Annotated in this window: 21 protein-coding genes and 1 tRNA gene; 12 read left to right on the top strand and 10 right to left on the bottom strand. The window is 58.0% G+C overall.

The window, feature by feature from the left end; genetic code table 11:
* Window positions 1–261: 261 nt before the first annotated feature.
* Window positions 262–702 carry a hypothetical protein gene (locus tag GSQ91_RS00635; RefSeq protein ID WP_158819318.1) on the top strand — a complete coding sequence of 147 codons (441 nt, stop codon included), beginning with the start codon at window positions 262–264 and terminating at the stop codon, window positions 700–702.
* Between the two features lie 323 nt (window positions 703–1025).
* On the top strand, window positions 1026–1607 hold the full coding sequence (locus GSQ91_RS00630) for a DUF882 domain-containing protein (RefSeq protein ID WP_158819317.1): 582 nt from the start codon (window positions 1026–1028) through the stop codon (window positions 1605–1607).
* A 96-nt stretch (window positions 1608–1703) separates the two neighbouring features.
* Here GSQ91_RS00630 and kdsB read toward each other — a convergent pair whose 3' ends face one another.
* Together kdsB and GSQ91_RS00620 are read right to left on the bottom strand one after the other, a co-directional pair.
* A complete protein-coding gene (gene kdsB, locus GSQ91_RS00625; protein ID WP_158819489.1) occupies window positions 1704–2471 on the bottom strand; it encodes a 3-deoxy-manno-octulosonate cytidylyltransferase in 768 nt (255 codons plus the stop codon).
* The gene (locus GSQ91_RS00620) at window positions 2468–2611 is read right to left on the bottom strand and encodes a hypothetical protein (RefSeq protein ID WP_158819316.1); all 144 of its coding nucleotides are present in this window, start codon (window positions 2609–2611) and stop codon (window positions 2468–2470) included. The genes kdsB and GSQ91_RS00620 overlap by 4 nt, the downstream gene beginning before the upstream one ends.
* Window positions 2612–2889: 278 nt before the next feature.
* On the opposite strand from GSQ91_RS00620, the gene GSQ91_RS00615 reads away from it, so the two are divergent.
* The 3 genes from GSQ91_RS00615 to GSQ91_RS00605 all read left to right on the top strand — a co-directional run bounded on the left by GSQ91_RS00615 (window position 2890) and on the right by GSQ91_RS00605 (window position 6864).
* Window positions 2890–2966: transfer RNA gene (locus GSQ91_RS00615), tRNA-Met, on the top strand.
* Between the two features lie 148 nt (window positions 2967–3114).
* Window positions 3115–4350 (top strand): S41 family peptidase, encoded by a 1236-nt coding sequence (locus GSQ91_RS00610; RefSeq protein ID WP_158819315.1) that lies wholly within the window; start codon window positions 3115–3117, stop codon window positions 4348–4350.
* 33 nt (window positions 4351–4383) lie between these two features.
* Window positions 4384–6864: a penicillin-binding protein 1A gene (locus GSQ91_RS00605; protein ID WP_158819314.1), complete on the top strand. Its 2481-nt coding sequence runs from the start codon at window positions 4384–4386 to the stop codon at window positions 6862–6864.
* An 11-nt stretch (window positions 6865–6875) separates the two neighbouring features.
* Here the strand turns inward: GSQ91_RS00605 and GSQ91_RS00600 are convergent, their stop codons facing one another.
* From GSQ91_RS00600 to GSQ91_RS00585, 4 genes are all read right to left on the bottom strand, one after another.
* The gene (locus GSQ91_RS00600; RefSeq protein ID WP_158819313.1) at window positions 6876–7844 is read right to left on the bottom strand and encodes a bifunctional riboflavin kinase/FMN adenylyltransferase; all 969 of its coding nucleotides are present in this window, start codon (window positions 7842–7844) and stop codon (window positions 6876–6878) included.
* The gene (locus tag GSQ91_RS00595; RefSeq protein ID WP_158819312.1) at window positions 7844–8656 is read right to left on the bottom strand and encodes an MBL fold metallo-hydrolase; all 813 of its coding nucleotides are present in this window, start codon (window positions 8654–8656) and stop codon (window positions 7844–7846) included. The genes GSQ91_RS00600 and GSQ91_RS00595 overlap by 1 nt, the downstream gene beginning before the upstream one ends.
* Window positions 8657–8660: 4 nt before the next feature.
* Window positions 8661–9338 (bottom strand): DUF1844 domain-containing protein, encoded by a 678-nt coding sequence (locus GSQ91_RS00590; RefSeq protein WP_158819311.1) that lies wholly within the window; start codon window positions 9336–9338, stop codon window positions 8661–8663.
* A 94-nt stretch (window positions 9339–9432) separates the two neighbouring features.
* Window positions 9433–10404 carry a folate-binding protein YgfZ gene (locus GSQ91_RS00585; protein WP_158819310.1) on the bottom strand — a complete coding sequence of 324 codons (972 nt, stop codon included), beginning with the start codon at window positions 10402–10404 and terminating at the stop codon, window positions 9433–9435.
* 154 nt (window positions 10405–10558) lie between these two features.
* Here GSQ91_RS00585 and GSQ91_RS00580 point away from each other — a divergent pair, with 154 nt between their 5' ends.
* A complete protein-coding gene (locus tag GSQ91_RS00580) occupies window positions 10559–12169 on the top strand; it encodes a hypothetical protein (RefSeq protein WP_158819309.1) in 1611 nt (536 codons plus the stop codon).
* 117 nt (window positions 12170–12286) lie between these two features.
* Here the strand turns inward: GSQ91_RS00580 and GSQ91_RS00575 are convergent, their stop codons facing one another.
* Genes GSQ91_RS00575 through GSQ91_RS00565 form a run of 3 tightly spaced genes read right to left on the bottom strand, consistent with a single transcriptional unit; the run spans window position 12287 to window position 14489 of the window.
* Window positions 12287–13219, bottom strand: coding sequence for an ABC transporter permease (locus GSQ91_RS00575; protein WP_158819308.1), 933 nt, complete (start codon window positions 13217–13219; stop codon window positions 12287–12289).
* Entirely contained in the window at window positions 13216–14091 is an 876-nt protein-coding gene (locus tag GSQ91_RS00570; RefSeq protein ID WP_174240626.1) for an ABC transporter ATP-binding protein, read from the bottom strand. Before GSQ91_RS00570 ends, GSQ91_RS00575 begins: the two co-directional genes overlap by 4 nt.
* A gap of 5 nt (window positions 14092–14096) precedes the next feature.
* A complete protein-coding gene (locus GSQ91_RS00565; protein ID WP_158819307.1) occupies window positions 14097–14489 on the bottom strand; it encodes a GntR family transcriptional regulator in 393 nt (130 codons plus the stop codon).
* A 714-nt stretch (window positions 14490–15203) separates the two neighbouring features.
* Here GSQ91_RS00565 and GSQ91_RS00560 point away from each other — a divergent pair.
* From GSQ91_RS00560 to GSQ91_RS00550, 3 genes are all read left to right on the top strand, one after another.
* Window positions 15204–15905, top strand: coding sequence for a hypothetical protein (locus tag GSQ91_RS00560; RefSeq protein ID WP_158819306.1), 702 nt, complete (start codon window positions 15204–15206; stop codon window positions 15903–15905).
* Between the two features lie 461 nt (window positions 15906–16366).
* Entirely contained in the window at window positions 16367–18934 is a 2568-nt protein-coding gene (locus GSQ91_RS00555; RefSeq protein WP_158819305.1) for an RHS repeat-associated core domain-containing protein, read from the top strand.
* Window positions 18935–18949: 15 nt separating this feature from the next.
* Window positions 18950–19315: a hypothetical protein gene (locus GSQ91_RS00550; protein WP_158819304.1), complete on the top strand. Its 366-nt coding sequence runs from the start codon at window positions 18950–18952 to the stop codon at window positions 19313–19315.
* 389 nt (window positions 19316–19704) lie between these two features.
* On the opposite strand, the gene GSQ91_RS00545 is transcribed toward GSQ91_RS00550, so the two are convergent.
* Complete coding sequence (locus GSQ91_RS00545; RefSeq protein WP_158819303.1) at window positions 19705–20808, bottom strand: IS110 family transposase; 1104 nt, start codon at window positions 20806–20808, stop codon at window positions 19705–19707.
* 440 nt (window positions 20809–21248) lie between these two features.
* Here GSQ91_RS00545 and GSQ91_RS00540 point away from each other — a divergent pair, with 440 nt between their 5' ends.
* Genes GSQ91_RS00540 through GSQ91_RS00530 form a run of 3 tightly spaced genes read left to right on the top strand, consistent with a single transcriptional unit; the run spans window position 21249 to window position 24222 of the window.
* Window positions 21249–22010 (top strand): SDR family NAD(P)-dependent oxidoreductase, encoded by a 762-nt coding sequence (locus GSQ91_RS00540; RefSeq protein WP_158819302.1) that lies wholly within the window; start codon window positions 21249–21251, stop codon window positions 22008–22010.
* The gene (locus tag GSQ91_RS00535) at window positions 22007–23227 is read left to right on the top strand and encodes an enolase C-terminal domain-like protein (RefSeq protein ID WP_158819301.1); all 1221 of its coding nucleotides are present in this window, start codon (window positions 22007–22009) and stop codon (window positions 23225–23227) included. Before GSQ91_RS00540 ends, GSQ91_RS00535 begins: the two co-directional genes overlap by 4 nt.
* Window positions 23224–24222 carry an L-rhamnose/proton symporter RhaT gene (locus GSQ91_RS00530; RefSeq protein ID WP_158819300.1) on the top strand — a complete coding sequence of 333 codons (999 nt, stop codon included), beginning with the start codon at window positions 23224–23226 and terminating at the stop codon, window positions 24220–24222. Before GSQ91_RS00535 ends, GSQ91_RS00530 begins: the two co-directional genes overlap by 4 nt.
* The last annotated feature ends 15 nt before the right edge of the window (window positions 24223–24237 follow it).

Here is a 24237-nt window from a genome sequence, read left to right as displayed (position 1 = left end):
AGGCGAAAGGAAAGCAGACCGGAGCATAAAGTTAAGATGAGCTTGAATGGCGAAGGGAAGAGCCTGCAGTCTTTGGCCGCTGAAATCAAGAATCGATTCCGTGCTGGCCTTGAGGTGCGAGCCCAGCGCAAATAATATCCATTGGAGAACTGTATGGCTTCATAAGCAGCTTTAGCTCCGATGTCCAAGGGAGCATGGTTCATTCTCATCCTTTTCGTGGCGTTTCCTTTTCTGCTGTTTGGTGCCCCATACGTTTACCGCATGGCAACCAGTCGGTGGGCGTGGACTGCTCTGGATAAGAACAGCCTCACGGGCACCTGGACTGGCACGGTTACCCTTCAGGACTCGATGGATCGGACTCTTGCCACCCCGGCGGAAGGCCAGGTGGACACCGCGATGCTGTTGGAAATGCACATGCAGGTTTCGGGCTGGCTGACGCATACTACTGGTTCCGTCATCACTTGCCACGGCGGGGTTCTCTCAAGGTACACATACCGCATGGGAAATGTGAATGTGGGTGGTGTGAATGGCGACACCATCTCATTGATGCCGATGGCCAGTGGAGGTTCAACGACATTGAACGGTGCTCGTGTCGGAGATCGCCTGAAAGTGATTTGGAATCTTTCGCCGGGAAGTGCCTCCGGAACCCTGCGTAAAGGTTCCAGAGGAGACTTCGATGCGCTCTGTCAAGCTGTAAAGTAGCGGTTGACCGCAGATAATACTCAACTTCTATTGCGATCCCCATAACCGCCAGCCAGCTTCTTGCATGTATGCTTATCCGAGCACTTTGTATTTCGCCAGGGGATGGATAAACGCGCGCGACGAGGGGGCATCCCCAAACGTTATCGCCGCGAACTTAACTACGGAGTTCTGCCACTTTGCCAACGCATTTGCGAATGTCCCCTCGGAAGCTTGTCTCCCTCCGTAACCTTTTTGTTCTCTTGATGGCCGCTCTGTTCGGCATAGGGGTATCTTCGGCCAGCGCCCGCAAATCTGCTGCCCACCCGCACATCAGGCTCCGGGCCATGGCCCATGCTTTTGTGAACGCCACTCTTCCCGGCGAGGGCCTGCTGCCCATAGACGAAGACGATCACCCGACCGAAGGCCAGAAGTACGAGGTGAAGCTCGCTCACCCCCATACAGACGAAGTGATCGACGTGGTCTACCGCATAGGCGATACCTACATCCCCGAAGCGATCGACAAACTCAGCGACTTCCTGCGAGATAGCCACAACCAGGAAGTAAGTAGATTCGATCCGCGTACGTTCGATGTGCTCCACACCGTGCTTGCGAAGCTTGGTAGACCCGATGGCATAGTCGACATCCTCTCCGGCTATCGGTCGGAGGAGACCAACGATATGTTGCGCGAAAGCAGAACCACGAACGCCGCCAAATACTCGCAGCACATCCAGGGAAAGGCGATCGACATCCGCGTGCCTGGTGTCTCGGCAACGCTCGTGAGAGACGCCGCGCTGTCGGTCGGAGCGGGTGGCGTCGGCTACTATCCGCAGAGCCAGTTTGTTCACGTGGACGTGGGCCCGGTCCGGCAGTGGACCTTCGCCAGACACGCTGCCCGGAGACACTTCCGCCGGTCCAGGAGTGCCTAAATCGGATCAGGCTCATCTTGGAGTGAGTGCGGCTTGTGAAATGGTGTTTGCCGGCCGGTGGCCCAGCTCTCCGCAGGAACAAAATTAGAAGCTTCTCTAAACTGTTGGGTTCGCGATGAGAATCATCTCGACCCTCCGCAGGTCGTCTTCGGTATCGACCCCAACTGTGTCGTGCTCAGTTGCGGCGACATAAAGCGCGAGGCCGTTTTCCAGCAGACGCAACTGCTCCAGCCGTTCGGCCTGTTCCAGCTCTCCCTGCGCCAGCGAGGCAAAGCGTTCGAGTGCCGCACGACGGTATGCGTAAAGGCCGAGATGCTTCCAAACCTTTACGCAGCCGGTATTGTCGCGATCGAAGGGAATCGTCGCCCGCGAGAAGTAGAGGGCGCGGCCGTCGCGCGCGGTCACCACTTTGACCGCGTTCGGATTGTTTAGATTTTCTGCTGTGCAAAGCACCTTCAGCGTCGTCACATCGACATGCGGCATCGCAAACGGAGACAGGATGTCCGCGATGTGCTCGGGGCGGAGCAGCGGCTCATCACCTTGCACATTGACATAGATATCCGCCTCGACGGTGCGGGAGACGGCAAAGAGTCTGTCCGTCCCGCTCGGCAACTCCGGCGAGGTCATCACGCAGGGCCAGCCGCGTTCCTGGCAGAGCGTCTGCACCTCCGGCGAATCGGCGGCGATGACCACCTCGGCAAAGTCCGGGCACGCTTTTGCCGCGCGATAGACCCACGCCAGCAGCGGCTCTCCCGCGACCTCGCGCAGCACCTTGTTGGGCAGCCGCGTGGAGGCCAGCCTTGCGGGGATGACGCCAACAACGCGCCCATAGGGTGTTTCAGACGGTGACGCCGTGGTCGTCAGGGTAGTAACTCCTTTTTCAGATTCCTGCGATAGAGATAGATCGCCACCCCAAGAACAACCACCAGAATCACCCCCAATATGACTGCGGTGAGGGTCAGAACGTGAAGCAATCCGTCGAGTTTATGTTGGAATTCACTCATGATAGCGGTAGACGCCAGAAGCATCGCGTTTCAATAGTTTATGCGTCCATGCGAGCAAAGAAAGGAGCCTTATCGTGCGATATTCGCACGATCTTATTTTAGCTAACCCTTAGGGCAAAAAGCTGGTTTTACGTCATACCCCAACAGATCGATCGCTCCCAAATGGCGTCCCCTTTAGAGCCGTTAATACGGCAAAGTTTGACCTGTGAAGTTACGAAATCTATGATGAGAACTGCGGCTGTCGTCGCGGCACCCGCCGCTTGATACAGTCTCCCACCGGCGGTGTAGCTCAGATGGTTAGAGCGACGGACTCATAACCCGTAGGTCAGAGGTTCGATTCCTCTCACCGCCACCATTTGCCTTGCCCTTTGAGGGGCTGGCAGCGCAACTTCTTTGGAGTCAAGGTATCATTCAGCTATTGGGGAAGGCCTAACTTTAACCTTCCTCAGAGCGTCTCACCTTTGATAGCTGTGCCTGCCCCCTTGGGAGGGGGATTTCCGAATATGCCCAAGAGCGTCAAGATTTCGCTTCTAGCCGCATCCGTTCTCGTTGTCCTGTGCATCTTTCTCGGTGTCAATGCTCATGGTGTTCGCGCCGCCGCCGACCAGGCCCAGGAAGGCGCTTACCGCCAGATCAACGTCTACGGCGAAGTGCTGCAGCACGTACAGAACGATTACGTAGTCGACCCCAACATTCCTGCGGTCACGAGTGGGGCTCTGCGCGGCTTGCTGGAATCGCTCGATGCGGACTCCAGCTATCTGACGCCGGCGGATTACAAGGCCTACAAGGAAGACAAGGGCGGCAAGGCGCAGGTCGGGCTGAACGTCTCCAAGCGCTATGGCTATGCGACGATCATCTCGATCGTTCCTGGCAGCCCGGCGGACAAGGCGAACCTGAACGACGGCGACATCATTGAGGCCATCGGCAACCAGGACACGCGCGATCTCTCGCTGGCAATGATCCAGCTCCTCTTGGAAGGCGCTCCGGGCAGCGAGCTCCAGATTGCGGTCATTCGCCCGCGCAAGGTCGACCCGGAGAAGCTCAAGCTCAACCGCGCTGTTGTCTCCGAGCCTCCAGTCGCCGAGACGATGTACGAGAACTCCTCCATCCTCTCGCTCAAGCCGATGGTGATCGACCACGAGCACGTGCAGCAGATCGAATCCAAGCTGAAATCCATGAACAAGGCCGGCAACAAGAAGATCCTGCTGGACCTGCGCGATGTCTCTGCCGGCGACATGGCCGAAGCTACGCGTCTGGCCAACTTCTTCCTCAAGTCCGGAACGATTGCCAGCCTTGAAGGGCAGAAGTTCCCGAAGCAGACCTTTAGCGCTGATGCCTCCAAGTCGATCAACACAACAGCTCCGCTTGTAGTGCTGGTAAACCGCGGAACCTCCGGTCCGGCGGAACTGGTGGCCGGAGCGATAGCCGACAATAACCGCGGTGACCTCGTCGGCGAGAAGACCTTTGGCGAAGGCGCACAGCAGAAGACCTTCGACCTGCCCGACGGCGCTGCGCTGATCCTTACCGTCGCCAAATATGCCTCGCCATCCGGCAAAAAGTTCGAGGACGATGCGGTTACCCCGGGCACGCTCGTAGCCTCCAACCTGGATGAGCAGGATGATGACGCAGACGATACCGCGGCTGCGGCAAAGAATCCCCCCCCGGCGAAGCATTCCGCGGCTGTCGTCGATGACCAACTCACCAAGGCGCTCGACATGTTGAAGGCAAAACCTGCCTAATCACAAGGCTCTGCATGGTAAGGTGGAACTGCTGTGCCTAGCCTGTTGAGCCACGAAGACAAGGAACCATCAAAGCCGTCAGGAGGAGCTGCGCGTCGTAAAGACGACCGCTCCGCGCTCTGGCGTGCGATGAGGACTTTCCCGTTCCGCGAGCCAGAAGGGAGAAGCCGACGGGTCGCACCCCGCGCCGCATTCCTCCTTCTGCTGGGCGCCTCTGCGGTCTTCGGTGTGATGGTCGGTCTGCTGCTGGTCTATTCGATCAACCTGCCGCAGATGGCCGACCTGGAGCGCTACCGCCCCAGCACCACGACGGAGCTCTACGACATCCACGGTAAGGTCTTCGGCTCGTTCGCGCTGGAGCGCCGTGTCGTCGTGCCGTACTCGGAGTTTCCTCCCGTACTGCGCAACGCCATCTTGTCCATTGAAGACAAGGACTTCGAGAACAACAGCGGCATCAATCTGATTCGAGTGGTCGGCGCTGCTTGGCACGATATGCACGCCAGCCGACGGTCGCAAGGCGCTTCGACGCTGACGATGCAGCTCGCGCGCAACCTGTTTCTCTCCTCCGAAAAGACCTACGGACGCAAGGTTCAAGAGATCTTCCTGACACTGCAGATCGAGCGCCACTTCACCAAGTCGCAGATCTTCGCGCTCTATGCGAATCAGATTTACCTCGGCCGTGGAACGTACGGATTTGAGGCCGGCTCGGAGTACTACTTCAGCAAGCACGTTCGCGATCTCACCCTGTCTGAAGCGGCTCTCTTGGCGGCTTTGCCGAAGGGGCCGGAGTCATACTCTCCGGTGCGTTTTCCCGAGAGGGCTCTGAAGCGCCGCAATCTTGTGCTGTCCGAGATGTTCAACGACCACAAGATCACTGCAGCCGAAGCCGAAGCCGCCAAGGCCGAGCCGCTCGGGCTGCATCTCGAAGCCCCGGCCAACATCGAGGCCCCCTATTTTGTGGAAGAGGTGCGGCGCCAGCTTGAGGCCGAATATGGCGTAGACGAGGTGCATGGCGCAGGTCTGCGTGTAGATACAACGCTCGATCTGGATCTGCAGCATGTGGCTGAAAAGGCTGTTCTGGACGGCACTGCCGCCTATGAGCGGCGTCATGGCTGGAAGGGACGTCTGCAGAATGTGCTGGACTCCGGCACGGACCCCGATTCCTACAGGCATCCCGATTGGACGCAGCCGCTCGTCGACGGAGCCTACTTCCACGCGCTGGTAACCGACGTTGCCGCGACCAAGATGGTCGTGAAGATCGGTCAGCAGTTGGAGACGATGACGCCGACGGACTGGGCCTGGACGACGCACTTCAAGGCGACCGACCTCGCCAAGGTCGGCGACATCGTGTACGTGAAGGTCCTTGCTCCAAAGGGCGCAGTTCCGCATGTAGTGCTCGAACAGGACAGCGGCGCGCAGGCTTCGATGATGGCGATGGACAATTCGAACGGCGAGGTGCTGGCGATGGTCGGCGGCCGCGATTTCGCCATCTCTCAGTTCAACCGTGCCACCCAGTCGCAACGCCAGGTGGGGTCTTCCTTTAAGCCGTATGTGTATACGGCAGCCTTTGAAGCCGGTGCGAAGCCCTACGACACCATCGTTGACGGCCCGACGAGCTTCTTCACGCCGAACGGACCCTACACGCCGCACAACTACGAAGCCAACTTCAGGGGAACCATGACCCTAATCGACGCCTTCGCTGAGTCTCGCAATATCCCCGCGTTGAAGCTCGCCGACCGTGTCGGCATCAAGAAGGTCATCGAGGTAACGCACCGTTTCGGCGTTACGAGCAACATCCCAGCGTTCCTGCCGGTGGCAATCGGTTCAGCCGGTATTACCCTGGAGGAGCAGGTTGCCTCGTACAGCGTCTTCCCCAACGATGGCATTCGTATAGCTCCACACTACATTCGCAAGGTGTCGCAGGCGGATGGGTTGCCGATTGAGCAGAAGACGCCCCAGGTCAAAGAGGTCATTTCGCTCGACATCGCCCGCGAGATGATGCTTCTGTTGCAGGCGGTGGTGCAGCACGGTACAGCCGCAGCCGCTTCCAGTATGAAACACGCTTTTGGGGGCAAGACCGGAACGACGAATAGTTACACCGATGCATGGTTCATCGGATTCTCTCCCTCGGTAACCTGCGGAACATGGATTGGCTTCGACAACCAGCAGACGCTGGGAGACAAAGAAACCGGTGCAAAAGCCGCTCTGCCGATGTGGATGGACTTCATGAAGGTCGCGGTCGCAGGTAAGCCCAACGAGCAGTTCTCGAAGCTCCACGCCCCCAAGAAGCAGCTCGATGTGCCGGTAGCTCCAGCGAGCGTAGAACAGGCGGCTCCGAAGCCTGTGCCTCATGACGATGACACGGATACGGATGACGACAGCGACAAGCCGAAACCCGCGCCGGCTTCGCCGCCCTCAAATGCCACACCGGACGACGATGCTCCTGCCAAGCCGGTGACTCCGCCGACCGCGAAGCTATCCTCAAAGTTCCCTTCGGCCGCAAGGCCAAGATAGTCGCAACAGCTCTAGCTGAGGGTGACGCGAAGTGTGTCGCATAGCGCGAAGTAGCGTTGTGCGCGCCGGACATCCAGCCCAATCTGAGTGCGAAGCGCTTCAGGCGTGGGGAACCGCTGCTCTCCGCGCAACCGGTGCAGAAACGTGAGTTCGAGCGGAGTGGTTTCGTCCAACGCAATCGGCTCAAAGTCCAGAAGATGCGTCTCCACGGCAAAGGAGTCAGCGCCAAAGGTCGGTCGATTGCCGGAGTTGGTGACTCCGCGGAAGGTTCGTGCGTGTTCGCCTGTGCCGACGCGCAGCGTGCTGATGTAAACGCCGTGTGCGGGCAGCAGGTCTCCGTAGGGAGCGAGATTGATCGTCGGGACGGTGTAGCGAGTGCCGTAGCCGCGACCCGAAGCCGGTGTGCTGCGCACGCTGAAGGAGCGGCCTAGCAGTGCTCGTGCTTGATCGAGCGTTCCAGCGGCTACCAGTGTGCGGATGCGACTGGAGGACACGGGGGCACCGCGCAGAATATAGGGCTCATAGGCGCGAACCTGGAAGCCGAGTTGGCGGCCTATCTGGGAGAGGCTGTCGATACCTGCCTCTGCGCGATGGCCGAAGCGGAAGGTTTCTCCTTCATGAACCTCCGCTGCATGCAGACCGTCGCGCAGGACGTGTTCGGCGAACTGCAGAGCCGTCCATTGGCGTAGATCGTCGGTGAATGGAAGCACCAGTGCGAGATCGATGCCGGTTTTGGAGAGGAGCTCCAGCTTCTCGGCCAGCGGCGTGATGAGGGGTAATCGCGGGCCGTCGTGCAGTACGTGTGCCGGGTGCGGATCGAAGGTAACGATTGTGGCGCGTGCGCCAATCTCGCGGGCCCGTGCGATGACAGAGGCGATCACCATGCGATGGCCGCAGTGGACGCCGTCGAAGTTGCCGATGGTAACGACCGAGGGCGAGGGGAACGAGTTGAGTTCAGAGAGTGAATGAACGATCTGCATCAGGCGGTCCTCTGAATCCCAGGTATCTCGAAGTCTAGTTGGAGGCCGTCATGCGCGAGACGAATGTGAGCGGGCAGCGAGGCGTTAGTGGTTTCGTGGTCCAGGTCATGGCTGATGTGCGTGAAGAATGCACGCTTAGGTGCGATCTTTTCAACCAATTCGATGGACCGTGCAAGATGGGAGTGACTGGGGTGCGGCTCACGCCGCAGAGCGTCGAGCACAAGGATGTCGAGCCCTTCGAGCAGCGGAAGGCTCTCGGGCGGGATGTCGCTCATGTCCGTCAGATACGCTGCGGAGCCGAAGCGGTAGCCGGCGATGGTGTTGCGCCCATGCGTGACGGGCACGCGGACAAACTTCGCGCCGAACAGGTCGACGGCCGTACCGGCAGCGGTATCGAGGCGATGAATCTGGACCCGTGCGCTCGTAGGGTAGCGATCGACTTTGCGGAAAGTGTACTCGAAGACACGTTCGATGACCTGAGCCGTAAAGTCATCCGCATAGAGTGCGATACCTTCGGGCTTGCCGAAGCTCAAGGGGCGCAGGTCGTCCATGCCGAGGATGTGATCGGCGTGGCTATGCGTATAGAGCACGGCGTCGACGCTGTGGATGCCTTCGCGGATGGCCTGCGCGTGGAAGTCCGGGCCGGTGTCAATCAAGACGTTGTGGCCGCCATAACTGACCATGACCGAAGGTCGCGTGCGACGATTGGGCGAGCCCGGAAGCGCAGCCGAGGTGCAGACATCGCAACCGCAGCCGAGCGTGGGCACGCCCATCGACGTACCACTCCCAAGGAATGTGAGCGTTGCTTGCATGGGCCTAACGAACGATGCTCGGACCGTTTGCCGGTGCGCCGGTTCCGGGCGCTGCGCCTTGTCTGGCTGCGGCCTGGCGAGAGAGCGCCTGCGTAATCTCGAGGAAGCCCATGCGCATCTCGAAGATCGCCGATTGCACCAGCTTGTCTTCAGCTTCGGAGAGATTGCCGTTGGTCTTTTCGGCGATGACAGCGAGCATGTCGATGGACTGGCGAGCGCCGAGTAGGTCGACCTGTGGCGTCTGGCCGGCTTCGGCAGTGCCGCCGAGTTGGATGATCGCCTGCATATAGATGGATTGCACGAGACGGTCGAAGCTCATCTCGGGCAGGCGATCCATACCCGGATTGGTAGCGCGAATGGCGGTGTCCAGGCGCTCGACGGTGGCGTCATAAGCACGCGCGGCCTGCTCGCTCTGCTCGGCGGTCGGCCCTGGCGGTAGTTCGTCGGATAGGGCGTCATTCTGGTCTTCTGAGGAGTCTGCCACGGCAGCAGGTTTGTCGGGGACAACCTGCGGGCCAGTCAGCCGGGCCGATGACTCGTAGGCGTCTGGTGGTGGGGGTTTTGGTTCTAAGGTTTCAGGACGAGCAGGTTTGGGCTCGGAGGGAGGGGCATCGGGGCGAAGGTCCCCTTCAGCGGTGAACTTGCGACGGTCGTTGACGACAAACTCTTTGATTTCGGCCATGTTGTTCTCGATGGTATTGGATGCGTCGGACGGCGGTTGCGATTGCTGCCCGAGCGGATGAAGGTAAGAAAGCGCGTTTATGACGAGTTTCGAGCTAGGAGCTGCGCGTAACGCTGCCGCCAGAATAGGTGAGGGGCTGGTGAGTCTCCAGTGCCTCGCGGCGGACGTAGCCGAGCGCGAAGAGGGTTGGGCCTTCTGGTAGAGGGATGAGTGCAGCGCTGGTGAGCTCGCCGACGGCTTTGCCGTTGGCTTCCAGCGGTGCGGGCAGGGTTGGCAGAGCTTCTGATCCCGCAGGTTCGGTATCTGGCGTCAGCCGGAAGGCCGTGAAGGTGCGATGCACCTGCCCACGCGAACGAATGCGCTCGACGATCTCCTGGCCGAGATAGCAGCCCTTGCTGAAGTGCAGTGCGTGAGTCTGGGCGGTTTCCTGCGGTAGATCGCGGTCGCGGATGTCCTGTCCGAAGCGTGGGGTGGCGTCGAGCAGCCGGAGGTGCTCCAGCGCGATAGCGGAAACTTCGGTTGTTCCGGCGGCAGCGTCGCGCAGACTCGCGATGGCTGCTGCATCGGCCCATAGCTCGTAGCGAGCAACGGAACCAACGGAAGGGGTGATCAGTAAAACGGAACCGTGGGTGCTTTCGACATGGATGAGACGCAGTGGATCGAGCGTCGGCAGGCCCAGCTCGGAGAGGATTGTGGAGGCTTTGGGGCCGAGGAGCAACAAGCCTTGCTTTTCCGTGTAGTCAGGAGAGAGCTCAACGTCGTCCATGATGATGAAGTGGTCCAGATGTCTCTGGATGGCCTCTACTTGATTGGCCGAGGTCTCTAGGAGGAACTCATCGCCATCGCGGTAGATGGTGCAATCGCCCTGGATGCGGCCTTGCGCATTCAGCAGAAAGTTGTAGTTACCTTCGCCGGGGGCTAGTGACTGGATGGAGTTTGTCACCATGCCGTTGAGCCAGCGTGTCGCGTCTGAGCCCGTAATCCGGAGGAAGGCTCGGTCGTTGAGGGGGGCGAAGGCGGCGTTTTCGCGGATCTGGTCGAGTTCGTGCTGGGTGTTATTAGCCATGGTATTTCGTGCCTCTCAATGATTTCACACAACGGGCGGGGCATGACACTCATCAGAGTTCACAGGCCTCTCTCTCTGGATCAGATGACACAGACCCTGCCTTGGCGTCCAAAGCATGGGTACACTTGAATAGGCAGCACTTTATGGAGGCAGTTTGAGCTTACGGCGGGCTTTTTGGGTTTTTACGGCGATTGTGGTGTTGAGTGCGGCGTCCCCGTCATGGTCGCAGGGAACCACGCCCGATAAAGCGGCTCCTGCCCCTGGAAAGCCTGTGCCTGCGACACAGAGCGGTGTGACGCCTCCGCAATTGGAGTCGGGGCAGACCAGCATCACTGTTGACTCGCACCTGACGAAAGCGCAGGAGAGGCAACTGCTGGCGAAGCTCGACGAGACCTTTCAATTTGTCAGTAAAGATACCGGGCTTGAGATCAAGCGGCCCATCAAAAGCACGTTTACCTCCCGCGAGGCGGTCAACAAGTTTCTGCGCAAGAAGTTCGACGAAGACAAAGATACCAAGCGCATGGAGAGCAGCGAACTGGTGCTGAAAAAGTTCGGGCTGCTGGACCGGGATTTTCACCTGCGTCCCTTTCTGTTGAGCCTGCTGACGGAACAGATTGCCGGTTTCTATGACAACAAGACTCAGACCATGAACCTTCTTGACTGGCTCCCGATGGACCAGCAAGAGCCTGTGATGGCGCACGAACTAACGCATGCTCTGCAGGACCAGCGCGTAAATCTCTCGAAGTGGGAGAACCAGGAGCAGGACGGCGTTGCCAAGGATGTGGCCGAGGACAACAAGCACATCCAGACCGATGAGGCAGACACTGCTCGTGAGGCCGTGCTCGAGGGGCAGGCGATGGTGAGTTTTGCCGATTATGCTCTGCAGACCAATGGGTTTCCCGGCAAGACCCTGAAGGACATGCCGGAGATGGGCGACAAGCTTCGTGCCGGCGCCGGCGATATGAGCGATTCGCCTGTACTGGCAAGAGCCCCGCTGCTCCTGCAGCAGTCCCTGCTGTTTCCGTACTCGGAGGGGCTGGGGTTTGAGCAGGAGATATTGACGAAGACCAGCACGGAGCGGGCATTTGCCGGTGTGCTCGACAACCCGCCTAGCTCGAGCTTCGAGATCATGCACCCGGATAAATATCTGGCACACGCGCCGGTGCCGGTGATGCGGTTGCCGGACATTCATCCATTGCTAGAACAGGCGGGATATGCGCCGTATGACGTGGGTGTGATGGGCGAACTCGATGTGCGGATTACAGCGGAGCTGTTTGGCGGCAGGCCGCTGGCAGTGGCGCTGGCTCCGAACTGGAATGGCGGCGTCTATTACGCGGCGCAGCGCAAGAACGCTACCGAGGCGGAGAAGCAGACGACGGCATCGCTGGCGCTGCTGTACAGTTCTCGATGGAAAAATTCAGACTCGGCACGCAGTTTCTTTACGGTGTTTGAGGAGGAGCTTCCGCGGCAGTATGACGGGTTGAAACGCCGCAAGGAAGACGAGAAGGATGAGACCGAGAGGGTCTACTCGACGCACGAAGGCGATGTATTTCTGTCGGTCGTGGACGATCGCGTGTGGGTTAGCGAGGGCTTCGATCTAGCCCTAGCACGCAAGCTGCGCGAGGCGGTGGACGGAGCGCAGGGCGTTGGGCCGATCCGGATGGCTTCGGTGGTGAAAGGCAATGAGCTGGCAGGTGGTTTATCGCACTGGATGGGGTCGTTTGGGATGGTGCTGCCGCCCCGAATCAACACTGTGTTGCGGTAGTGCACGCTGTTGGACTTTGCAGTAAACGCTGCTTTTTGCACTGACGATGCCCCTGATTTCATGAATTCAGGGGCATCGTTTTTCTTTGTAAGAGTATTTGAATCAGTGGTTTGAGGGTTAGAGTGGGTCGCGGTAGCGGCGCAGGCGTATGGCGGCAGCGAAGAATACTGCGGCTACTGCCAGGCCGATCCAGAGGTCCGGCGTGCTCAGAAACTTCCACGGAGCGATAGGTATCAGGGAACTGCCTAGAGGGCTACCGGGATGCTGCTGGGCGAAAAAAGCCCGCGTTAACACGCCGGTCACGCGGTATTGCAGGAGGTAAGCGAAATACCCCGTGTGAAACGCAATCTTCTCAAAGATGCTGATGGCCAGCAGCGGCAATACAGCCCATAGAAGAGGGGTGCGCCGCGCCCAGCTGGAGACCAGCAGCAGCCATCCATAGATGGGTGCATGCCAGAGCGCAATCGCGGCCAGAGCGTACAGCAGTTCCAGAGGCATCCCCAAAAGGGGGAATCCTGCCCATAGTCCCGCCACACTATCACCTTTCATTAGCAGGCCGATGGTGCCGATCAGCAGGATGAGCAGCTGGGTGACAAGGATGATCGCAAAGGTAAGCAGCGGCAGAACGATCAGAGGAATGCTGGCTTTCGAGAGTACGGTCGTGAGATCGGAGACCGGCAGAGATTTCCAAAACAGGATGCTGCGATCGCGGCGTTCCCCGTGCAACGCGTCAAGACAGTAGAAGGCCCCAATGATGAGTGCAGTAAGGAGCAGAAGAAACGCAGCGATGAAGCACGCCACCTCGATGGCTATGTACTCCTGGACCGGGGTTACCCCCATCGCGGCATGCTTATGAGCATTGATGATAGCGACCAGGAAGCTGAACAGAATGACGCCAGCGACGGCCAAGGGTGCGACATAGATCGATTGGTTTTCCCAGATTTCACGGCGCACGGACCAATACATGGGCCGGGTGGCCAACATAGCCACGGGGGCGATTTCCCGCGGTTCGAAGTGAGACTCGGGGACTACATTCTCTTGAGGATTCATCTGCCCGCTCCTGGTGTTGCGACGAAAGGTTCTGTCATGACGGCAACGAATAAATCAGCGATGCTGGGTGTGTGCACGTCGCCCAGCGCGGCGAGTTGGGCTCGGTCCACACGATCGAACAACAGAACGCTGCGTCCGAAGACCTGTCGTTCGTAGAGTGGCTGGAGCGACCGCGCTGCGGCTACGTGCTCGGGAAGGACTGCCACTTCGAAGTAGCGCGACTCAAACTCTTCCATGCTGCAGTTGAGAACGATCCGGCCGTGGTTGATGAACATAAGATCCGTGAGCACATGCTGGATCTCTTCCACCTGATGGGTGGTCACGACGATGGTGCGGCTGCGGTCGAAGTAGTCGTTCAGCAGGGAATCGTAGAACTGTTTGCGATAGAGGATGTCGAGGCCGAGCGTCGGCTCGTCGAGCACAAGCAGCTTTGCATCGATGGCCATGACCAGAGCGAGGTGCAGTTGCGCGACCATACCCTTCGACAGTTTTCTGACCTTGCTGGTGCGGCCGATGTTGGTCCTGGCAAGAAAGGCCTCTGCTTTGGCGCGGTCGAATCGAGGATGCACGCCGGCGACGTAGTCGAGTGCCTGCGATACCTTTATCCAGCGCGGCAGGACGGCGACGTCGGCGATGAAGCAGACATCGCGCATGAGCAGGTCGCGCTCCTTCCAGGGATCGCGGCCAAGCACCTTCAGCGATCCCTCGTAGGGCGTGAGGCCGAGAATCGCATTGAGCGCTGTGGTTTTGCCGGCGCCGTTGGGGCCGATGAGCCCGAGAATACGGCCCTCTTCCACACTCAAGTCGACGCTGTCCAGGGCGACGGTTTTTCCGAAGACCTTGCGCAGGCCGCGAGCTTCTATGCATGCCATGATCGTTACTCCTCCTGTCCTGCGGTTTTGGTCTTCGACCGGTGGTTTGCGGCAGAATCGAGCAGCTCTTTCGGGGTCAGGCCGAGCCGCTGAATGGTGGCGTGGATGCCGGGCCACTGTTCGTCGAGAAACTTCCGCCGCTCGGCTGTGAGCAGCAGATTATGCGCGCCGGTTCGAACGAACATACCCAGACCTCGCTTCTTCTCGACCAGTTGTTCGTCGGAGAGCTGTTGATAGCTCTTCATAACCGTCAGCGGATTGACGCGATGTTCTGCCGCGACATTTCGCACTGAGGGTAACGGATCGCCTTCTCCGAGTACGCCGTCGAGGATCATAGCGACGACGCGATCGCGAAGCTGGCGGTAGATCGGCTGACTGTCATTCCACTCAAGGTCCATCTTGGGTTTCCGATATTCCTTTCGAGCGAGTTGCGCGGCAACTCTCCGGATTTCTCAATGCTTACGCTGCGGAAGTAACCAGCTAGAGCTCAGGTGTCATTCATAGTGTTGTACTACACTACACCACCATAGCGGGTGTCAAGCTCTAAATTTCTGTGACGGGAGATGGCGTGCGTATTGTGTTGAGGGTGAAGCCCTGGAGTAGGGCAGAAGCATTGAAGGAGCGATCTATCAGCGGCAGTAGTAGAACGATATGTCGCCCCTCTCGGGAGTTGGATTGGTGTCTGTTCCTAATGCGCATGCTCTATTTCACATTGATAGGCACGCACCATTTATCGGTGGGAGTAGCAGCACGATAGATCGCTCTTTCAGCGCTCGGCAGCCTGCCAGCCCGTAGCTTCGGAAGGGCGTGGGTGCTGTGTAGCGATCAGGCAGAGAATCCCCCACTCTCCGCCAGTTCCGTTCTAAACCCCACTAAAACGCAGAAAATTCACTAAAACCCCGCTAAACACGCGGTTTTGGTGGCATGCGTTCGTTACCGAACGTATATCGCCGTTACCCGCCGGTATACGTCATTTTGGCGATTTCGGGTAGCCCGAGCGGGTAGGCAGTATGGGGTAGCCGCCGCTAGGCCGATACGATGGGGCCGCAGCGCGAAAGGACTGTCAGGGGTTTGCATCACGGAAGCTGCTGCGTCGTTACAATTGCGGAACTATGCTGAAAATATTGGTGATGCTCGCAGTCTTGCTTACAGGACCAGAGATCAAGGCGTATTTGAAGGCTGCTTTCGCCCCGGCAAACGCCTCGAATTGGGTTCTCGCGGGGTTGGGTGTTATAGGGGGATTCGTTGGCTTGTTTACCCTTCGCACTATCAAGAAACAAATCAAGGCGCAGATGAATGCTGACCGGGCTTGGGTTTTGATTCACAAGGTTATAAATCCCCCACCGCTCCAAGAGTGCATTGAGAAACTGATTTCTCCGGCCGTGGGCTTTCGCATGAAGGTTTGCGGAACCACGCCCGCACGAATCGTTCGGGAACGCTACAGGTGTCACATTGTCCCAGCGGTGCCCAAAACTTATCCTTCCATTCCACAACTGGATAAATCGCCTGTCTATACGAATGAGGGGTATGCCCGAAAGGAGATGATGGCTCCCGGCATCCTGCCCGAAGTCGTCATGGTCGGGATCGAATCTACCAGCTTGAAAAACAACGACATCACCGATTTGATGATGGGGAAATCTGCCCTCTGCGCCTACGGCTGCATTGAATACCATGACGCCTTTGGGAGGGATGGTATTACCAAGTTCCTCTATGTCTATAGATTCGGGAACGGTATTCAGACACCAGATGGAACTGACGTCGCCCCTTCCGGCTTCACAGCCATATACCTTGAGGGGTATAGCGAGACAACCTAGCGATCCTAGTTGTACTCCTGCCATGGCTCAAGGGTTTACTGGTGCTGCTCAAGGTGCTGTTCCTCCCGACCAGTTGCAGTCGGCCATAAATGATCTGAAATCGAAATAAGGTTCGATCACACATTAAGGCATTAGTACTATTCTGAGCACAAGAAAAGACCAGTCCATTACGGACTGGCCTTTGATTCATAGCGGTTTGAGTACAATTACGCAATCATGTTGAAGCGATTGGTTCTGGCGGTCGGATCTTGATTGGGAACGTGCTGGATAAGGATGAAAGAGTTCACCGCTTGAGCTTCTTGTATTGCGCCTCTGTCACTTGCAGGTAAACAGGCCCGCCCGTAACCAGCAGCGAATGCAAGTCTCTAATTCCAGGGGCTTCCGGGGGGAGGACGATCAACGTTTTTTGTACATTGTGATAGTATTCGCTGAAATATTAACCTAGTTGTCTGAGGTGTTTTTTGAAGAGCACTGCACTGCTTGCCGTTGCCCTTAGTCTCTCCGGTGTATCCCTCTTTGCGCAGACAAGCGCTTTAACTCAGGCACATCGTCTTCGTGACAGCCGTATCGCCGCACCTGTGAATTGGTCCAGGCTGAAGGCGCAGGGAGCGGCGAGACGATATGCCACCACTTCGGCTGCATCAGTCATTACTCGCGACACCGTCGGTCGCGTTACGCAGGTTCTTGAACCCGACGCACAAGGCAAGCCCACCCTACCAACCGACATCACCTACGACGCGCAGGGCAAAGTCGTCAAAATCGTTCAACACGGCGCGCACAACGACACACCTCGCATCCGCACCTTTACGTACGATGCCCAGTCGCGCATCATCTCTGCAACCAGTCCTGAAGCAGGAACGATCACCTATACCTATGACGCAAACGGCAACATTGCGACCAAGACGGACGCTCGCAATCTGACGATCACCTATACGTGGGACGCAAAACGGCGTCTTGTCAGCAAGACGTATTCCGACGGCTCCCCGGCTGCACACATTGTCTACGACGACACCACCGTCACCGCCTATCGCGGCACTCTGGATGCTCCCTTGGACAGACGCGTCTACCATTACGATGGCCATGGTCATCTCATCGGCCTTACCGTAGACGCTCCTGCCAATCAGGACACGCCGACTGCTGCAATCAGCCTGCAGTATGATGCCAGTGACCGGCTCACAGGAATTACCTACCCCGACGGAACCATTCTTACCCAAGCCTGGGGCACAAACGGCCAACTCGACTCCATCTCCAGTTCCACAACACGGTACATCTCGACCCCTGCATACTCGGCAGCGGGCTACCTCACTGGCTACACCCTCGGTGATGCCATCGCGGTGCAGCGTAGCTTCGATACAGCTCAGCATCTGGTAGAACTATCCGCTTCCAGCCACGGCAAGCAGCAACTCGCTAAGGTCTATGCCTATACTCCCTCCGGTGATATCTCTTCCTTCTCGGACGATCTTGACCCCACCTCCAGCTTCCGCTACACCTACGACGCTTTGGACCGCGTCACGAAAGCCGAGCAGGCCGAAGGCAATATTCAGAACTCCTTTGACTATGATCCCTTCGGGAATCGCGCCTCCTCTGCTCTTCCGGAGGATAAGCGGCACTTCGACGCGGAGAACCGCTTCACACCGTCCAGCGGTCTCACTTACAACACCGTCGGCGAGATGACCTTCGACGGTCGCCACAGCTACACCTACAACGCGGACGGCTACATCGCGAGCGTAGATGACGGCGCCATAACCTACCGCTACGACGCCGAAGGCAACCGCATCCTAAAAAGGATAAAGACGGGCAGCGGCACCGCCGACACCCGTTATATCTGGTTCGACGGCCAACTCCTCGCCCAGCAACAGCCCGATGGCATATGGATCGACTACGTCTACGCCCAGGGCAACCGTATCGCCAGTACTTCCACCCATTCCGACCCGACCACCGGCAACCCCGTCACTGACGCAACCACCTACTTTTTGACCGACACCGTCGGCCTCACTCGCATGGCCCTCTCAGCCGATGGGACTGTTCTTAGCCAGGGCGATTTTGCCCCCTTCGGCACGCTGTTGCGCGACCGCACCTCTCGCAAAGCTCCAGGCATCGCCTCCGCTGCGGCCATCTCATTCACGGGCGAGGTCCACGACGATGAGACCGGCCTCGATACCTATAAGTACCGCAGCTACAATCCAAGCCTCGGTCGCTGGATGTCGCCCGACCCCTCCGGCGAATACTACGCCAATCTCAGTAGTCCCCAATCCCTCAACCTTTACGCTTATGTCCTCAATGATCCTCTCAAGTATCTCGACGCTCTGGGACTCTATTCTGACCCTAACTGCGGCCCTAACGATGGAAACTGTGTCAATGTTGACGGCGGCGGTGACGATGATGGAGGTGATGGTGGAGCTGGTGGCGTTGGAGGCGGCGGTAGTGGTGTCACCGGAGGAGGTGGTGGCGGAGGAAGCGGTTCTCCCTCGTCACCTGCCCCGAATCCAAACCTTAAACCATGTCCTACAGCTGTAATCCGGCCCGCAAATGTGGCTCCTACACCAACTAGTGCTAGCGAAATCACGGCACCACCGGCAGTTTCTGGAACATTAACGATAAATACCAGTGGGGTTAGCTCATCCAGTGGTAGCACATCGAGTAATGCTGCCGGAGACGGTCATGCTTGGATTACTTTTACAACCGATAGTGGCGTCACATATACCTATGGAACATGGGGAAATACTCATGGTGCGCAAGGAGTGGGGGGAGTAAACGAGAACTCCGAACTAGCATACGTACCTACCGCTAGCGAATCTACACATATTACTGCGGCACAAGCGGGAACTTTGGCGAAATATATTTCAGCCGAGATTGCTCAGGGCGACGCCGCCTGGACATTAACTTTTCCGTGCTCTGGTTTCGCAGCAGCTGCGTGGAGTCAGACGACGGGGCAAAATCTCGATCCTGCTACAGGCGGCACTCTTGACGATCCCACCAACCTTCAGAATGCAATTAATAAAGCCAATGGCGGCACGGGCTGTTCTTAGCGTAAAGAGGTGTAAATGCGAATCCTAAAAGCAGTTTCATATCTGTTACTGGGCGTGGTTTTGCTTGTGGCAGCTTATGCGTATGTCTTATTTGAGTACGGCACTCCTGTGTCGCGCATAGGCGTCAGTGAGATTCATGCGGTGAGTTCCTCTTCCGGCGGGCTTACGAATGTAAAAGTCGATGGATTTATCCTTAGCAGTTCTGCTTTCGTGAGTGGTGTAAACCAGCACCAGGAAGGACACTGCATCGTGGTCACCGTTAGACAGGCACTTGTTCACGGCGACAGGAGAGATGCATCCTTCCACTTGAATATCGTCGTACCCGATGATGTTGACGAGATTGCCTTTGCGACTCCGAGTAATGTCATCTGGCATCGGTAGCTACTTGTAACGGCTATAGAGCATGAGCCACACCCGCCACCTTTTGAGGGAACACCTGAGGCTGTGGATACATACAGCGTGTTGTTTGCGACTTGAGCGTCTGGAACCAGCCACCCTGTAGCCAACACGCCAGAGCCTGCAACAGACGTAATCGCAAAGGAGCCACCAAAGATGCTCGAGTCTTCCGGTCTGTGCCTCAACAAGTTGTTTGTACCGTTTCGATCTGATTCACACAGGAGTTTGACGGTCGAACGTCTGGCGCATCTTGCCGGAGCAGCCGAGATATATCGCGCTTTCAGCGCTTGATCCAAAGTTGGCCTCTTACCTGGGGCTTGCGCCCCAGATTCTCTCTTGAGAAGCAAGTTTTTTGAGAGTAGAGAGAAGAGTTTCTAATCAGTGGGGGTGAGGTTAGGGAAGAGGAGAGCGCCATTGTAGGGAGTTTGGTGCTTGAAGATGCCATAGATGGCATGGAGGATCTTTCGAGCGACGGCGATCAGAGCGTGGAGCTTTGCTTTGTGACGGCTGAGCAGGGCCTGGTAGAAGGCCTTGAGATGCGGATCACGGCGTGAGGCCACCAGCGCGGGCATGTAGAGGGCTCGTCGCAAGTGACGACTTCCAGAGCGGCTGATTCTGGATGGCTTGTGGACCGAAGTGCCAGAGACCTGGTGGGCGGGATCGAGGCCGCTGTAGGCGACCCACTCTCGCACCGACAGGCCGGACGGCAGCGCAGCCAGTTCTCCCAGCAGGTGCACGGCGCTGATGTCGGCGATGCCTGGCATGGCGATCAGCAGTTGGAACTGTTGGCGGAGAACTTCGTGTGTCCGGATCAGCTGGACCGCCGCCGAACGCAGGTCGCGGATACGTTTCTCCATCGCCTTGAGCGACCGGCGCAGATCCTGCAACACGCAACGGGGTGTTGAGGCTGTGGCTTCAGCCGCGTGCAGCCGGTTGCTATCCCGCACCCGCTCGATGGTGAGCGATTCGATATGGCGGCTAAGAGAGCGCAGTTGCAGAGCTTCCACGCTTGGCCGGCGCCAGGCGATGAAGCCCATCCGCCGACTGTACTCGGCCAGGGACTGCGCATCCAACTTATCGGTCTTGGAGCGCCGCCCCAGGGTCTTGGCGAAGTTATGGGCGGACTTGGGGTTGAGCACCGCGCACTCGATCCCGGCAGCCGCGTCCAGAGCCAACCCTAGATCCAGCCAGTAAATCCCGGTGGCTTCCAACGTGACCCGCGTGAACCCGAACTTGCCTAACCAGGCGATCAGCTGTCGATGCCCGCAAGAGCTGTTGGGGAACTCTCGGTGCTGATCCGGTTGAACCGCCACCACCAGGGTCTCAGCTCCCACATCGATACCGCAGAAGATATTCGCTTCGCGGCTGCACGGCTCACGCTCAGGGGTAAAGGACTTGATCATCGACCTTCTCCGTTTGCTAAGATAGGGCTCCGGCTCGTCCGTCCCTACCCGCGCGAACGGGCTAACTCTTCGCACCGACCTTGATCATGCAGGCTCTACGGCCTTCGATTCTCCACGGTGTTAAAAGAGAGGGACGGAGGGCCGATCTGGGGCTCAGGCTCTGCTCCGCAGGCCTCGGCTGGGAACGGCCTCTCCGCCGAAACGCAAACTATCTTTACGCTTCACTTCGAAAGATACAAGGCTGGGATATACCGCCCCTTCAGGGCTGGTGCCATGCCACTCTGCTGATTTTGCTAAATCCTCTTCTTCCCTCGTAACATGCTTCTCTCCCGTATGGGCTAGCACCCTATGCCGCACTGGAGCCGCCTTTGGCACTCGTGACAACCTAAACAGCAGATTCCCTACGGGAATGACAACAAGAAAAGCAAAACAGCTATTGGACAATTTTGAGCGCTCAAACATATACTTCCACTCGGCACACGAACGCCTATTCGTTTGAAACTTGGAGCAGGTATATGCCAGGGCAATTGCAGGGAAAATGCATTCTGATTACGGGCGGCGCTCAAGGAATTGGCTTGGAGTGCGCTCGCGCATACCTACGCGAAGGCGCCCGCGTCGCCATAGCCGATGTCGATCATGAACAAACCGAGAAGGCCGTGCAGGAACTCGGCGCCTTCGGGGTCTCTTGCGACGTTGCAGATGGAGCCTCGGTGACGAAGGCCGTGGCACAGGTCCTTGCAGAGTTCGGGGGCATCGATGCCGTTCATAACAATGCCGGCATCAGCATGCCCTCAAAGCCTCTGCACCTGACAGAAGAAGAGGAGTGGGACCGCCTGCTTTGCGTGAATTTGAAATCGGTCTTCTGGACAGCGAAAGCCTGCTACACCTCGCTGAAAGCCTCGCGTGGATCGATCCTGAACACTGCAAGCATGGTAGGCACTATGGGCCAGACGAACCATGCGGCGTATGTAGCGACGAAGGGCGGAATGATCTCCCTGACCAAGGCCATGGCCCTGGACTACGCCTCTGACGGGATAAGAGTCAACGCCGTATGTCCTGCAGGGGTCTGGACGCCAATGTTGCGTCAGTGGTCTACGGAACAGGAAAATCCCGCCGAGATCGAATCCTACCTGGATCGGATCCACCCGCTTGGGTATTGCCCGGGAGGCGATGTGATCGCGGACGCCTCCGTATTTTTACTATCACCAGCGGCACGCTTCATTACCGGATGTATCTTGCCGGTGAGCGGTGGCGCCGAGCTTGGATACCGACTATGAATGTAACGAAGATTTCAGCGCAGGATCGCCGCTTTAAACTGGAAGCAGGCGCAGGCTCAGACGCAGTGCACTCCGACCCCGTGTACTCGTTCGCGGTGACCCTCATTACGCTCGACTCAGGACTAACCGGAACCGGGCTGGTGTTGACGATGGGCCGAGGCAATGACCTGGTTTGCGGAGCGATCGAGCTACTGGGACAACAACTCAAAGGCCGGGACATCGAAGAGCTGATGGCGAACTTCGGAGCGACCTTTCGCAAGCTTGCGGACGATGTACAGCTTCGCTGGCTGGGGCCGCACAAGGGAGTCGTACACCTCGCGCTGGCCTCCATCACCAACGCCTGCTTCGATCTCTGGGCAAAGTCTCGCGGCGTGCCTCTATGGAAGCTCCTGCTCTCGCTCTCCCCTGCTCAGGTCGTGCAACTTCTCGACCTGAGCTATCTGGAGGACGTGCTCGATGCCGCGGAGGCGCTGCAGCTATTGGAAGCCGAGTTCCCTTCGCGCGCAGGCAGAGAGGGTGTTCTCACCACCGGATATCCGGGCTATGACACCAGCGTCGGCTGGTACCAGTACGATGCGGCGCAGATTGAAGACAAGGTAAAGCGCAGTCTTAATGAGGGCTTCGGAGCCTTCAAGCTAAAGGTGGGCGGTCCGCTCGAACACGATCTATCGCGCGCGCAGGGACTGCGCAAGGTAGCCGGCGAGAAGGTCACAATTATGTTCGACGCCAATCAACAATGGACTCTGCCCCAGGCCCTTATCGCCTGCAAAGAGCTTGGGGCCTTTCGTCCACTGTGGATTGAGGAACCCACTCATCCTGACGATGTATTCGCCCATCAGACACTGGCGAGGGCCATCGCTCCGCTGGCTCTCGCACTGGGAGAACATGTTCCCAACCGGGTGATCTTCAAAAATTATCTGCAGGCCGATTGCGTGCGATTTCTGCAGCCCGACTGCACCCGGCTGGGCGGCATCAGCGAATTCATTACGGTGAGCCTGCTGGCGAAGAAGTTTGGCGTTCCCGTTATTCCGCATGTGGGTGACATGGGACAGATTCATCAACACCTCGTGCTCTTCAACCGCATCGCCATCGGCCATCCAGAAGAGTTTCTGGAGTACATTCCGCATCTGAGCTCCCACTTTGTTCATCCCGTCGACCTACGAGATGGGCGTTACCAGACACCCCAGGAAGCCGGAAGCAGCACGGACCTACTATGAGCTCGAACACCTTAGGTATTGGACTATCGCTGCTGGGTGGTGTGCTGGTTGGCAACTGCATGCTTCCGCTCAGACGTATCCGCACCTGGCCATGGGAGTGTTCCTGGCTTATCTTCAGCATCGTCTCGCTGGTGGTCGTACCTTGTGCTCTGGCGTGGCTGACGCTGCCGCACTGGCCTGCACTCTACCTCTCCGTCAGCGCCTCTGAGATGCTTCCGCCCTTTCTCTTCGGAATAGGTTGGGGCATCGCGCAGGTGCTCTTCGGCCTCGCTGTAGTTCGCCTTGGAATGGCGTTGGGCTTCACACTGGTAGTTGGGCTAGGCACCGTCTTCGGCACGCTGATTCCCTTCTTCGCACGGCACGAAGCCAGCCTGATGAGCCGGGACAGTTTGATGCTTCTGTCGGGCTGCATCCTGATGATCTTTGGGGTCGGGCTGTCGGGATGGGCCGGTAAGTTGCGCGAAGCACCGGGTCAGATGCAGAAAGAGAAAAACTATGGAGGTGGACTGCTGATCGCAGTCATCTCCGGCGTGCTCTCCTCCATGCTCAACCTCTCCTTCTCCTTCGGACAGCCTCTTACACAGGCGGCTCTGCGACACGGAGCGACACCGTCGCTCGCGGTTCTCGCAGTGTGGCCTGTCGCTCTGGCTGGAGGCCTTCTGCCCAATCTTGCCTACACCTTGTATCTCCTCGGACGCAATCGCAGCTGGAACAAATTGCGCTCTGTATATCCCGACTTCTTTCTGAGCCTGCTGATGGGTCTGTTATGGATCTTCGCTGTTGCGATCTATGGGCTGGCAACGTATCAACTGGGCCGTCTTGGGGATTCGGCCGGCTGGGCGATCTATCAGATCACCATGGTGTTGACGGCCTGTGCTGCCGGGGTGCTCTCTGGAGAGTGGAAGAAAGCTTCGAAGCACTCTATCGGGGTCTTCTCGCTGGGCATTCTTACGCTAGCTGTGGCGATTACCATGGCGGCCAGTTCAACGCACTAACAGACAGATGCTACT

Source organism: Granulicella sp. S156, from assembly GCF_009766105.1.
Taxonomy (GTDB): Bacteria; Acidobacteriota; Terriglobia; order Terriglobales; family Acidobacteriaceae; genus Granulicella.
Note: the sequence above shows the minus strand (reverse complement) of the source record. Positions and strands in the feature narration are given on the sequence as shown.